This is a genomic window from Acinetobacter lwoffii, assembly GCF_015602705.1.
In the GTDB taxonomy this organism is placed as follows: Bacteria; Pseudomonadota; Gammaproteobacteria; order Pseudomonadales; family Moraxellaceae; genus Acinetobacter; species Acinetobacter lwoffii_E.
In genome coordinates this window covers 2,145,195-2,159,006 of the sequence record NZ_CP059081.1, presented here as the reverse complement: position 1 = coordinate 2,159,006, position 13,812 = coordinate 2,145,195, and the positions used below count along the sequence as shown (strand labels likewise).

Here is a 13,812-nt window from a genome sequence, read left to right as displayed (position 1 = left end):
GGGAGATTAGGGGGGATTAATCTATTATACAATTGTTTCGTTTTTCTTAACGATGAAGTGCTGAATCTCATCACCTTTTTTATTGATATCCTTTTTTCCCATCTCTAGAAGTTTAAAGTTGGAATTAGTAATATTTTCAATTAATTCTGTTTGAAAAGCAGAGATAGAGTCTTGCACTCTACGCCAATCTTTCTCAAAAAAATGATAAAGAGGATGTTCGTCACCATCATTGAAATTTGTTAGATGTTTTTCAAGTATCGTTTCAAATAATTCATATCTATCTACAATTGTATCTAAATATCCATTTGCTTGTTCAGGTAAAATAAAAACACTTTTGAGCAAGTGCTCAACAATCTCAAGGGCAATTTTTAAAGAGTTTTCTTTTGGTGCTTTAATTTCATGTGCAGAATCATTGCCCATGAATCTGATAGCATGTAATCTTTCAGCATCTTTTTTTGATATATATCCAGCTGTAGCTAATTTATTGATCCGTATAGCTAAATTACCACCTGTTATTTCAAGATGATTACAAACCGATTCAATGCATGCTCTAAGACCTAAGCTAGATAAAATTTTTGCATCTTCTTGTAAAGTTAATAATACTTCATTGTAAATATTCCTGACTAGTTTTGGGATTAGATAGTCATTGTCGATCTTTCTATGATTTTGAAGTTTCTTCGGATAGCATTTAATTGTTATGGGAACTTCCCAAGAATCATCGTATGTTTGGTAAGCAGATTCGATATCGTGATCTTCAATTCGTAAAGATACATTATCACAGCCTAAGCATTTAACTAATTTATGATATTGGGCGTGACTATAATCATCAGGATCTGAATGCCATTCATGACTTGCTAACAAGGAATGATTTGTATTTTTATCGCAAACATTGCAATAGTTTTTTAGGATAGTTTTTTCAGTCATATGAGTAAATTTTCAATGAATTTATGAGATTTAAATAATTATAAATTAAATATTTATTTAAATCCCTCCCAACCTCCCTTTAAAAAGGGAGGAGCTATCACGTAATCAATTTGATCCGTGAAATCCCCCTCTTTGAAAAAGAGGGGTTAGGGGAGATTAAAAGATTCAAAACAAAAAATCCCCTCACTCGAGGGGACTTTTTATTCCCCCTTTAGTAAAGGAGGCTAGGGGGATTAAGTGGTTATTAAACCACAGAATCATCCAAATTCGGCGCTAACCAACGTTTCGCTTCATCCAAGGTCCAACCTTTACGCTTCGCATAATCTTCTAGCTGATCGCCAGAGATTTTACCCACGTTAAAGTATTCAGTTTCAGGGTTTGCATAGTAGAAACCGCTCACTGATGACGGTGGCCACATTGCAAAACTTGTGGTTAAGTACGTACCAATCTTGTCGGTTGTACCTAACCAGTCAAACAATGGCGCTTTTTCAGAATGCTCAGGACAAGCAGGGTAGCCCGGTGCAGGACGAATACCGACATACTTCTCTTTGATCAAATCATCATTTGATAAAACTTCATCTGCTTGGTAGCCCCAGAACTCTTTACGAATACGCTCGTGTAAGTGCTCTGCAAATGCTTCAGCAAAACGGTCACCCAAGGCTTGAACCATAATTGCGTTATAGTCATCGCCTTTGGCTTTGTATTCTTGAGATAATTCTTCCGCACCAAAGATCGACACCGTAAAGCCACCCAAGTAATCCTGAGCGACATCTTTTGGCGCAATAAAGTCAGCCAGAGAGTAGTTTGCTTTGCCAGTGACTTTGTCAGACTGCTGACGTAAATGCTCGAAGCTGTGAGTTACATTACCAGCTTCATCTGCAACCGCAACTGTATCTGCCGCTACACGGTTTGCAGGGTAAATGCTGAACGTCGCACGCGCATCAAAACGTTTATTCTCGATGATGTCTTTCAGCATGGCTTGAGCTTGTTCATACAAGTCACGCGCTGCTTCACCCACCACTTCATCTTCAAGGATTTTCGGGAATTTACCCGCCAGGCTCCATGAAATAAAGAACGGCGTCCAGTCGAAGTATTCCACCAAAGTTTCAAGCGGATAATTGGTAAAGGTTTCAGATCCGATGAAGTTCGGTTTAACCGGTGCATTCTGGTCGAAGTCGATCTTAAAGCCGTTTTCAACAGATTCTTGATAAGATAATTTCGCCGCTTTCGGTTGCTTGTTGGCAAGACGAGTACGAATTTTTTCATAATCCGCTGCATAGTCAGCCAAAAGTTTTGGTTTCATTTCAGGAGAAAGCAATTGTGTTGCTACACCCACGGCACGTGAAGCATCTGCGGTGTAAAGCACGCCATCATTATGATATTGCGGTGAGATTTTCACTGCGGTATGCGCTTTAGAAGTCGTCGCACCACCAATCATTAACGGAATGTTAAAGCCTTTGCGCTGCATTTCTTTGGCAACAAAGACCATTTCATCCAGAGACGGCGTGATCAGACCAGACAAACCGATGATATCGACTTTTTCATCAATCGCAGTTTGTAGAATTTTCTCACATGGCACCATCACGCCCAGATCCACGATGTCATAACCATTACAGCCTAATACTACGCCAACGATGTTTTTACCGATGTCGTGTACGTCGCCTTTCACCGTAGCCAGCAGGATTTTACCTTTTGCTTCGGCTTGGGTTTTCTCAGCTTCAATGAACGGGTTCAACCACGCTACAGCCTGTTTCATCACGCGTGCAGATTTGACTACTTGTGGCAAGAACATTTTACCGGCACCGAACAGATCGCCGACTACGTTCATACCCGCCATCAATGGACCTTCAATCACATCCAGTGGACGTGTAGAGTTTAAACGCGCTTCTTCAGTATCTTGATCGATATAAGTCGTGATGCCTTTTACCAATGCATATTCAAGACGTTTTTCAACAGACTCATTACGCCATTCCAGATTTTCTTCGGCTTTTTGCGTACCACTTTGACCACGGTATTTTTCAGCAACAGCAAGCAGTTTTTCGGTTGCTTCCTGACCGCTTTCACCCTGGTTCTGGTTTAAAACAACATCTTCAACCGCTTCTTTCAATTCTTTATCGATGTCATCGTAAATCGCCATCTGACCGGCATTTACAATACCCATAGTCATGCCTTGCTGAATGGCATGGTACAGGAACACCGAGTGAATCGCTTCACGCACCGGTTCATTACCACGGAACGAGAACGATACGTTGGATACACCACCAGAAATCATCGCATTTGGCAGGTTCTGTTTAATCCAGCCAGTCGCTTCAATAAAGTCCACACCATAGTTGTTGTGTTCTTCAATACCGGTTGCAATCGCAAAGACGTTCGGGTCAAAGATAATATCTTCGGACGGGAAGCCTACTTCATTCACCAGAACATCATATGAACGCTTACAGATTTCTTTTTTACGCGCAGCTGTATCGGCCTGACCATCTTCATCAAATGCCATCACGATGACCGCAGCACCATATTGACGGCAGAGGCGGGCACGTTCGACAAACTCGTCATGACCTTCTTTCAGGGAAATCGAGTTCACCACGGCTTTACCTTGCACACATTTCAGGCCCGCTTCGATAATCTCCCATTTAGAAGAATCCAACATGATTGGTACGCGTGAAATATCTGGCTCAGAAGCAATCAGATTCAGGAAGTGCACCATCGCACCTTGCGAATCGAGCATGCCTTCATCCATGTTGATGTCGATGATCTGCGCACCGGCTTCAACCTGTTGACGGGCAACATCAAGTGCTTCGGCGAAGTTTTCTTCACGAATCAGACGCAGGAATTTTTTCGAACCGGTGACGTTGGTACGTTCACCGACGTTCACAAACAGTGAATCTTTGGTGATGTTAAATGGCTCTAAACCACTTAAACGACAAGCCGGTTCAATTTCAGGAATTTGGCGAGGGGTAATGCCTGCAACAGCATTTGCAATCGCGCGGATATGATCCGGCGTAGTGCCACAGCAACCACCGGTAATATTAATTAAGCCACTTTCAGCAAATTCTTTAATAAATGCTGCAGTTTCTTCCGGCGTTTCATCATATCCACCGAAGGCATTTGGCAAACCAGCGTTTGGATGCGCTGAAACAAAGGTATCGGCAACGTCAGACACGGTTTTCACGTGTGGACGCATCGCATCTGCACCCAGCGCACAGTTAAAGCCGATAGAAAGTGGCTCCGCATGGCGCATCGAGTTCCAGAAAGCTTCAGCGGTTTGACCAGTCAATGTACGACCTGATGCATCCGTGATCGTACCTGAAATCATGATTGGCAGTTCATAGCCTAATTCTTTAAAGACTTCTTTTACTGCAAAGATGGCAGCTTTGGCATTTAAAGTATCGAACACAGTTTCGATCAGGATGATGTCTGCACCACCTTCGATCAAAGCTTTGGTTGATTCAATATAATCAACTTTTAAAGCATCAAAGGTGATGTTACGGAACGCCGGGTCATTCACGTTTGGAGAAATAGAAGTGGTACGCGATGTCGGACCAATCACACCTGCCACAAAGCGTGGTTTTTCAGGCGTTGAATATTTGGCACAGGCTTCTTTGGCCAGACGCGCTGCTTCACGGTTAATTTCAGGAACCAGATCTTCCATGTGGTAATCCGACATTGAAACGCGGGTACCGTTAAAGGTGTTGGTTTCAATAATGTCGGCGCCAGCTTCCAAGTAAGCTTCATGAATGCCTTGAATGATTTGTGGCTGAGTCAGCACCAGCAAATCATTATTACCTTTGAGATCATAGGCCCAGTCAGCAAAACGCTCACCACGATAATCGGCTTCTTCCAGTTTATGGCGCTGGATCATAGTACCCATCGCACCATCGATAATTAAAATTCTTTTGGCAAGAAGTTCTTTTAAAGTGGTAAGTGTAGACATTCAAACTTTCTCAGCAGAAATCAAAAAAAACGACGCTAATCTTAGCAGATTAGTTGGCTGATTTCTGCTGAGATTGCTCAGAATGATGGATAAGCATGATATGAAAATTTGATAAGTCATCTAGAAAAACAACAAGTTTTAACATCCGGATCAGAAAATATTGCAATCTCTAATCTGATTCGATGTCTTTGAGACAGTAAACAAAATCAAAAAATTAAGCTGATGCTTTCATTCATGAAATTGTCATATTGATGGCTTATGCTGTGCAAATGAAACTTTTGCTCAGCTTGATGACAGGCAGGGCGTAAATCGTTTTGGTAGCAAAATATGTTGAGTTTTTAAGCTTGAAGAAGCTGGAATCTTATCTTAAGTAAATGATTTATAAAATCAAAATCTAGTGTTTTAGTCGGAATTAAACAGGACGAATAGCAGCAAGAAAATCCAAATAATTGCTTCATATGACAGCAGTTTGTCATATAATTGTCACAATTTAACTGAACAATATGGGGATTCTTGAATCCTCTATTCCTGCTTGCATGAATCCTAATCAAACTCCCGTAGATTCAGCACACGGGTCGGCTTCCCAAAAGTCGACCAATGTTCATGTGCCAACACCGAAATTCTTTATGCCGGTGTTCCTGACTCTTATTATCACTACGCTGATTTATATCGGCTTCCAGTTGTCTGCAGATTTAGCGCATGTACCGGCCTTGGGCTTGTATTCAGTTATTTTGTTAGCGACGGCACTTTTTATTGCGTTGAGCTTTGAGTTCGTCAATGGCTTCCACGATACCGCCAATGCAGTTGCCACGGTCATTTATACCAATGCACTTTCAGCTCCTGTCGCAGTGATGTGGGCCGGCTTCTGTAACTTCCTTGGAGTTATGGTGGCCAGTGGTGCGGTCGCTTACGGCATTATCGCGTTATTGCCGGTCGAGCTGATCATGAATGTCGGCTCCGGAGCAGGCTTTGCCATGGTCTTTGCCATGCTGATCGCAGCAATTCTCTGGAATCTGGGAACCTGGTTCCTCGGTATTCCGGCATCCAGTTCTCATACCCTGATCGGTTCGATTCTGGGTGTGGGCATTATGAACTATATTCTGAATGCCGGTACTGGCGCTTCAGGTATAGACATGGAGCAGGTGATGAAAGTCGGTAAGGCGCTGTTATTCTCACCTTTAATCGGTTTTGCATTTGCTGCGATTGTGTTCCTGCTGGTGAAAAAAATCTTCAAGCGTCAACTGGAATTGTTCCAGCCACCTGAAGGTAACAAGCCACCGCCACCATTGATTCGTGCCATGCTGATCTTTACCTGTACTGGGGTGAGCTTTGCCCATGGTTCAAATGACGGTCAAAAAGGTATGGGCCTGATCATGCTGATCCTGATCGGCTGTGTACCTTTAGCGTACTCGCTGAACAAGAATCTGGATGCACAACATATTCAGTCTTTTGGTCAGTTATCTGCACAAACAGCGGATGTGATCTATCCAAATCATCAGGACATTCCGGATGAACAAGCCCGTGATGTGATCACCAAGTACATTCAGACCAAAGAAATTACCCCTGAAGTCGTGCCTGCATTGGCAAGCTTGACGGATCATCTGGGTGAAAAAGTTGGTAGCTATACCAGCATTAAGGATGTTCCTGAAGCTCAAGTATCTGAATTCCGTAATGACATGTACCTGAGCACTACAGCATTTAAACGTCTGGATAAAGCAGAAGCTTTACCGGCAATGAGTGCTGCACAGGAAAAAACAGTAGATGAATACCGCGACAATCTGGATTCATTCCTGCAATACATTCCGACCTGGGTGAAAGTGGCGACAGCCTTGGCACTTGGTCTGGGTACGATGGTCGGCTGGAAGCGTATTGTCGTGACGGTTGGTGAGCGTATTGGTAAACAGCATATGACTTATGGTCAGGGTATGTCTGCCGAACTTGTGGCAATGTCAACTATTGCAGCGGCAGATGGCTTTGGTATGCCGGTATCCACTACCCATGTATTGAACTCTGCAGTAGCAGGTACCATGGTGGCGAACAAGTCAGGTCTGAACTTCCAGATGGTGAAAACTATTCTGTCTGCCTGGATCTTTACTTTACCAGCAACGATCTGTCTGTCAGGTAGTTTGTACTGGGTACTGTTAAAAGTATTCTAAATTATTTAGACATAAAAAAGCTGCTCTAGAGCAGCTTTTTTGTATGGGTGATTTTTACTTCTCCCTAACCCTCACTTGCGCTTCGTTTTAAAAGTGGTGCTTTAAAACTTGCTCAGGAGAGGGGGATTTTACGTTATATATTCAAATATGGGGATTGACGCTAAATCTTGCTCTTTTACCTGATAGAAAAGTAGCTTGTAGGTAGATATCTAACAGTTACTAAAATTTATGATGAGTGCTCCCTCTCCCTTTGGGAGATGAGAGGCACTGCTTCGCAAGGGTGAGGGGATAAACATTAAATAAAAGTTTATCTAACGTAGAAGAAGTCTCGAAAGAAGGAACTAAATTACTTCTTTAACTTACTCAACAATCCCTTTGGTAACTTCTCCGTCGCAAAACCATACAGCGCAGCAAAAGGCAGTGCGGTACGCGCCAGATAAGCAACCCGCCACAAACCACCATGATTCGCGCCATGCATCATCAATTCAAGCGGATGGTTGAGTTTTACTTCAGGATTGGCCACCGATTCCGGATTGCGAAGGTCATGAATCCATAGTGCCGCCATAATCGCATTGGTGGTTTCAGGCGCGAAAGCTTCAACATCAAACAGGCTGGCACCGTTAAATGCGGCTTTTAATAGCGGATTCTTGGTCACGGAATAGGTGGTCGTCGAAGGCGCAATATTGATACTGACCCGTTGGCCTTGAGCGCGAGCCAAGGTGGCACGCCATTGCTGGATACGTTTTGCCAGCGCATAGTTCGGGCCTTGTTCAACTACTAGACAGTCACAAATGCCATATGCCTGATCACCAGACTGAATCAGTTCATGCGCATTTTTCTGGAAAAAATGTTTGCGGCTTAAAGTGGAAACACCTTTAGAAAGGATCGCCTGTGCCTTGGAGCGTTCAGTATATTTTACTTTTGACGCTTCAATCACTTCACTCGGCACCGCATACACATCGGTCGGCGTACACATGTACATCAGGCTGGTATTGGCTTTTTGCTGGCTGACATGCTGCATGATGGCATCCATCGCCATAGAGACGCGGACATGCTTTTCACCATCAAGATAAGCAATTGCAGCCAGATCCAGATCCTGCTTGAACTGTAATAACCATTTGGCAATTTCAGGAATCTGGGTTAGCAAATTCGCGCCCAGTTTTTCTTTTAAAATATCAAGTGAAGTATCAGCAGGCAGGTCTTCAGTACAAGGTGCATACAGCGTGGCATTGCCTTGGTTGATGGTATCAACAATCTTGCCCCATACACGGGTATTCGGCAGATCAATCGCTACAATATTGGCTTTCCATTTCGCCAGCCAGGTCAGAGGACCGGCTTCAGATGCTGCACCAAACAGCACCGTGGTCCGATCGGAAAGATCAAACCATTCAGGATGCACCACACATTCACGTAGGGCATTGGCATGGCTGGTTTCCACGATGCCTTGGCTTTCCCAGCGCTCAATCTGCTCCAATAAGGCATCACCTTGCAGCTTCTGGCCGTGGTAGGGCACATACCATTCTGGTGCAGCCTGACTGCTTCCCATCAATTTAAAGCTATGTAGTTGATCAGCGGGCAAGGTGAGGGCATCTTTCAGTAAATGCTTTTGTCCATCACGGTAAAATTCAAAGGTCTGATGCGCCTGTGCCAGACCATCTTCAGCAATTTTCAGGCTGGCTTCAGGCGAGCTTAGCCCTTGCTCGACCAGTTGCTTAAAATGCACGGTATATTGTTTGCGCCAGTTTTTTTCTGATTGTGCCTGTGCAGCACTGTGTTGATTCACATTGGCCAAAGCTGCTGCGATGATCGCGCGTCCTGTTTTTGAGCTACTTGGTTTTTGTTGATTGGACTGAAGCGGAAATTGAAGACCGTCTGGTGTAGTGGACATGCAAAATATCTCGTAAATGACAGTAATTAATATACAGATGTATACATTATCGCTGCAAAATTCACTCCAAGATTGGCAATAAGTGACATCATGACTTTTTAATATATTACGAGATGTTTCAAATAAATATCAGACTTATCTTATATGTAGCCTTATTTCTCTAGCCTTCAATAACCCTGATTAAAACGGAACCTGCATCAGTTTATTCAGGAAATGCGGAATCAGGCGTGGCTCCAGAATAATGGTCATGATCACGCCGTAGGCTGCTCCCCACAAATGCGCGCTATGATTAATGTTGCTATTGCCTTTTTTGCCTGACCAGATGCTATAAGCCACATAGAGCACGGCAAAAATAATTGCAGGAACCGGTATAAAGAACACAAAAATCAGCTTCCACGGCTCAAACAGAATATAGGCAAACAGCACCGCAGAAACTGCACCTGATGCACCAAGGCTGGCCCAGCGCGGATTATTTTTATGGGTCAGATAACTTGGAATAATAGCTGCAATCAGACCGCCCAGATAGAACAGAATAAAACCCAGATCATATAAATACTGACGATAAAAGCTCTCGATCACACTGCCAAAAAAGAACAGGGTAATCATATTGAATAGCAGGTGAGTTCCATCGGCGTGAATAAAACCATGGCTAATAAAGCGGTCATATTGTCCACGTTGCAGTGCCGGTGGCCAGAAAATCAGGCGATTCATCACCGTCTCTTTAGAGAAGGCAATAAAGGACACAATACAGGTGATCAGAATAATGGTAACGGTGTGATTAAAAGGTAAATCAAGCATATAAAGTAATTCTAATGGTGCCTATTTGCCAATTATCATGCCATTAAAATTGCACTAAAGTTGTACTTTTATAATAAATCCGACAATTTTAGTTGATTTTTAAAAATTCCCCCCGATCTTCAGTTAAAATAGCCGTCTGAGCTTGAGGAAATTATTGTTATGTCGACTGAGAACAGCAGCACTCCAGTTGTTGGTGAAATTCCCAACTTATTGATTACACCAACAGCACAAGAGTATTTAAAGGATTTACTGGATAAACAGAACACCCCGGGTATTGGTGTGCGTGTTTTTGTAGAACATCCGGGTACTCCTCGCGCTGAATGTTGCATGGCCTATAGTGCACCTGATGAAGTTGTACCGACAGATTATAAGCAGGAATATCCTGATTTCCCTGCTTTTATCGACTCGCCATCTATTCCGTATTTACTCGATGCCGTGATTGATTACAACAAAGACCGTTTTGGTGGTCAGTTGACTTTCCGTGCACCGAACTCCAAAGTGCCACGCGTGGGTCCAGATGCATCAGTAGAAGAGCGTATTACCTATGTATTGCAGTCTGAAATTAACCCGGGTCTAGCAGGCCATGGCGGTAACTGTGCACTGGTCGAAGTCAAAGAAGACCCTGAAAAAGGTTTAACCGCTGTACTTAAATTTGGTGGTGGTTGCCAGGGTTGTTCAGCGATTGATATCACTTTGAAACAAGGTGTTGAAACCACATTAAAACAACATGTACCAGAGTTAATGCATGTCGTTGATGAAACGGATCATAGTCAGTCTGAAGGTGCGTATATGAAATAAGCTGTTCCATATAACAGTTCATTTATCGCATTTTAAAAAAACCTCGAAAGTTCGAGGTTTTTTTATATCTGGCTTAAAAACCAGTGAATGTTAATGATAATGGTTATCAGTATTAATTGCATTCAATTGAAAAGCTGTTACACTTCGCAACCGAATAAACATGATCTCTTCATAAGTATTGGAGCGCACAAGGTATGAATAAGCCATTCTTAAAAACAACTTTGGCATTTGCTGTACTCACAGCCATGGTGGGAAATACATCTGCAGTAGAAGTTGTTGTTCCACAGGCGGAAGCGACTAAATTACAAACGATTGTGGTGACTGCAAGTGGACAGGCAGTTGATGTTAAATCTGCGCCAGCTTCAATTAGTGTCATTACGGCAGAAGAAATACAGAAGCAGCCTGTTTCAAGTCTGGCCGATATCTTGAAACGTGTGCCCGGCGTAACAGGGGGCCTAAGTTCAAATGGGGCAGGTTCCAAAATACAATTACGCGGGATGCCTGACAATTACACGCTGATCTTAATTGATGGTAAACGTGTCGGCTCTTCTCGAGATACCAATTATCGTGCAAACCTAGGACATCAAGATCTAAACTGGGTGAGACCAGAAATGATTGAACGTATTGAGGTTGTACGTGGACCCATGTCTTCTTTATATGGCTCTGATGCGATGGGTGGAGTGATCAACATCATTACCAAAAAAATCCCTTCAGAATGGGGTGGCTCATTGACCTTAAACCATACCATGCCAACGACATCTTCGGATTTAGGGCGAACCATTCAATCAGGACTCGTGGGATATGGCCCTTTAACCGATACATTAGGTATGCGTGCGACAGTCGGGATCACTGAACAGGAAGCGGATCAAGGCTATCAAATCTCTGACCGTAATCTTCCCGGAATGGCAGGAAGTAAAGCAACCGGACAATCGGGTAGTCGTGATCAGAATGCGAACTTAAAGTTCGATTATACGCCGAACGATATTCATAGCTTATCTTTAGAGCTGGGTTATGGCTTGCAAGAGAATAATGTCTCGACCACGCCTCAGGTGGTGGATGGTAAAGAACAGGCTTTATTAGCATGGGGTCCATCTGAGTTAGAACATCGTTCAGTGTCTCTATCACATGATGCTCAATGGGGTTTCGGTGATTCAAAAATTACGGCTTACTACAATGATTATGATCAAAGTCAGGTGACAGAGACTGGGCCGACCACACAAAAATCCAAGGAAAGCATTGTAGAAGCTAATCTCAATATTCCGTTTAAATTAGGTGTGGAGCATGTTGCAACAGTGGGAGGTCAATGGAAATCAGAAGAACTGGTTAATACCCGTAATATTGGGTTGGCTATTCCAAGTTATGACGGCAAAGAATATGGTTCAGAGCTAGAAGGAGATACCTGGGGATTGTTCGTTGAAGATAAAATTGTTTTTAATGATCAAGTCAATTTGACCCTCGGTAACCGTTTTGATCATCACGATAAATTTGGCACACATAATAGTCCACGTGCTTATTTGGTGGTGCAGCCAAATGATGCATTGACCATTAAAGGTGGTGTTGCTCAGGGCTTTAGAGCTCCTTCACTCAAAGAGAATACTGCAGGTGCAGCGACGCGTTCAGGGGGGAATGGATGTACATCCTTGAAACCTTTAGGCTATGTATCGGGCGGATGTTATATGGCGGGTAATGCAGACCTGCAGCCTGAAGAAAGTACCAACTATGAACTTGGATTTAATTTTGCTCAAAATGATTTTGATCTCGGTTTAACTTATTTCCACACAGATTTTAAAAATAAAATTGAATATCGTGCTTTAGGAGAAATTAATGGGGTGTGGTGGACACAATATCAAAATGCTGAAAAAGCGCGTGTACGGGGCTTGGAAGCAAGTGTGGCATTACCACTTTTAGAGAATTTAAGCTGGAAGATCAATGCAACCTATTATTTTGAATCAAAAAACTTAGTGACTGGCAGAAATCTTTCAACGATTCCCGAGTTATCCGTTTATAGCGCACTCAACTGGATTCCTACTGATCCACTTTCATTGGAACTTGCAGCGCAATATACCGGTGAACAATATACGGCAAGTATTGAAGATACGGTAGTGATGCAAAAACCACATACGGTATTTAACTTATCTGCGAATTATGAAGTGAACGATCAAGTGACTGTTCGAGGTGGTCTCAATAATTTATTTGATAAAAAATTAGTAAATGCTTCAAATGATTATTATCTGGATCGTCAGGAAGTCTTTGTCGGACTGACTTATAATTTCTAAACAATTTAAAAGCCGCTCTCGAGCGGCTTTTAAACTTTATACTTTAAGAATCTTCAAAGTATCTTCTGAATAATAAAACTGTTCCAGATATCTGCGTGTACGTTCACGTAAATGACCTTGTGAAACCATCTGTTGAATGATCGGGCTCAACAATTGCTGTAACTCATGCTGGATTAAGGCTTCATCAATATTCAGATCACGCAGTAAGCTGTCAAAAGTATGTTCCTGATTGCGTACATACCAGGTATGAACTCCATCATGAACTTGCTGTTTTAGATAATCCGTCTGACGCAAATGATCCCAGATCTCATGTCCTAAACCGACTGTCTGATTTAAATCCTGAAGCTCAATATAATTTTTCAATACCGATACCGGCATATCTTTAATTTTATGCCAGAGATTGGCCTGAAAATGATAGAGTTTTTCATCATCAAAGTGCTGGTTCAGCACATGTTCACTCATCTGGCTCAGTTTTAAAATATTCTTTTGCAGATAACGCGCAATAGTACTGTCCAGATCCGTATCGGTGACATTTTCCAGTACCGACTTGCCCATTTTCATAAAACGGGAAACCCCGGGCACGCTTTTAGCGATGACAGAATTATCCAGATAATCCTGAATGGAATGCTGGATCAGTTGCGTGATCATGGCCGAAAATGCCGGATTATTCACGACGGTCTTAATCAGACGCTGACGATGGCCACTTTTACTGGCAACATATTGTGCGATTTTATCCACGGTCAGGACTGGAATCACATCGGCAATTTTGGTCGTATCGTTGGCCGGATGTACCAGTGCAAAACGGATATGCTCAGCAATCTGCTCAATCAGAAAGCTGCTGGCAGCAGTATCCAGAATCTGTTTTTGTAAAAGCTGATGAATCAGATCACAGCTCCATAGATCTTTCAGGTTCTGTTTACGCAACCACAGATAAAACGCATGAAACTCAGTTTGAATCGTTTCAGATTGAGAAAATGCCTGATCGAGAAAATCAAGTTGAGCATCGATCAACTGCTCAATCATCGGGTGTTTCTGCATAAC

Annotated in this window: 8 protein-coding genes; 3 read left to right on the top strand and 5 right to left on the bottom strand. The window is 42.8% G+C overall.

Features of this window, described 5'->3' with window-relative positions; genetic code table 11:
* Positions 1-24: 24 nt before the first annotated feature.
* Entirely contained in the window at positions 25-924 is a 900-nt protein-coding gene (locus tag H0S56_RS10395; protein WP_195725004.1) for a DUF4145 domain-containing protein, read from the bottom strand.
* 244 nt (positions 925-1,168) lie between these two features.
* Positions 1,169-4,855: a methionine synthase gene (gene metH / locus H0S56_RS10390; RefSeq protein ID WP_195725003.1), complete on the bottom strand. Its 3,687-nt coding sequence runs from the start codon at positions 4,853-4,855 to the stop codon at positions 1,169-1,171.
* 536 nt (positions 4,856-5,391) lie between these two features.
* On the opposite strand from metH, the gene H0S56_RS10385 reads away from it, so the two are divergent.
* Positions 5,392-7,011: an inorganic phosphate transporter gene (locus tag H0S56_RS10385; RefSeq protein ID WP_195725002.1), complete on the top strand. Its 1,620-nt coding sequence runs from the start codon at positions 5,392-5,394 to the stop codon at positions 7,009-7,011.
* Between the two features lie 346 nt (positions 7,012-7,357).
* Here H0S56_RS10385 and H0S56_RS10380 read toward each other — a convergent pair whose 3' ends face one another.
* On the bottom strand, positions 7,358-8,899 hold the full coding sequence (locus H0S56_RS10380) for a hypothetical protein (RefSeq protein ID WP_195725001.1): 1,542 nt from the start codon (positions 8,897-8,899) through the stop codon (positions 7,358-7,360).
* A gap of 180 nt (positions 8,900-9,079) precedes the next feature.
* Positions 9,080-9,697, bottom strand: a complete 618-nt coding sequence (locus tag H0S56_RS10375; protein WP_005096237.1) for a rhomboid family intramembrane serine protease — start codon at positions 9,695-9,697, stop codon at positions 9,080-9,082.
* 159 nt (positions 9,698-9,856) lie between these two features.
* On the opposite strand from H0S56_RS10375, the gene nfuA reads away from it, so the two are divergent.
* Together nfuA and H0S56_RS10365 are read left to right on the top strand one after the other, a co-directional pair.
* Positions 9,857-10,495 carry a Fe-S biogenesis protein NfuA gene (gene nfuA, locus H0S56_RS10370; protein WP_004279400.1) on the top strand — a complete coding sequence of 213 codons (639 nt, stop codon included), beginning with the start codon at positions 9,857-9,859 and terminating at the stop codon, positions 10,493-10,495.
* Positions 10,496-10,689: 194 nt separating this feature from the next.
* On the top strand, positions 10,690-12,771 hold the full coding sequence (locus tag H0S56_RS10365; protein WP_195725000.1) for a TonB-dependent receptor domain-containing protein: 2,082 nt from the start codon (positions 10,690-10,692) through the stop codon (positions 12,769-12,771).
* Between the two features lie 36 nt (positions 12,772-12,807).
* On the opposite strand, the gene H0S56_RS10360 is transcribed toward H0S56_RS10365, so the two are convergent.
* On the bottom strand, positions 12,808-13,809 hold the full coding sequence (locus tag H0S56_RS10360; protein ID WP_005096242.1) for a hypothetical protein: 1,002 nt from the start codon (positions 13,807-13,809) through the stop codon (positions 12,808-12,810).
* Between the last annotated feature and the right edge of the window lie 3 nt (positions 13,810-13,812).

Coding starts and splice junctions, on each gene's coding strand:
- H0S56_RS10375 (WP_005096237.1), bottom strand. CDS start 9,697: ATGCTTGATTTACCTTTTAATCACACCGTTACCATTATTCTGATCACC.
- metH (WP_195725003.1), bottom strand. CDS start 4,855: ATGTCTACACTTACCACTTTAAAAGAACTTCTTGCCAAAAGAATTTTA.
- H0S56_RS10395 (WP_195725004.1), bottom strand. CDS start 924: ATGACTGAAAAAACTATCCTAAAAAACTATTGCAATGTTTGCGATAAA.
- H0S56_RS10360 (WP_005096242.1), bottom strand. CDS start 13,809: ATGCAGAAACACCCGATGATTGAGCAGTTGATCGATGCTCAACTTGAT.
- H0S56_RS10365 (WP_195725000.1), top strand. CDS start 10,690: ATGAATAAGCCATTCTTAAAAACAACTTTGGCATTTGCTGTACTCACA.
- H0S56_RS10380 (WP_195725001.1), bottom strand. CDS start 8,899: ATGTCCACTACACCAGACGGTCTTCAATTTCCGCTTCAGTCCAATCAA.
- H0S56_RS10385 (WP_195725002.1), top strand. CDS start 5,392: ATGAATCCTAATCAAACTCCCGTAGATTCAGCACACGGGTCGGCTTCC.
- nfuA (WP_004279400.1), top strand. CDS start 9,857: ATGTCGACTGAGAACAGCAGCACTCCAGTTGTTGGTGAAATTCCCAAC.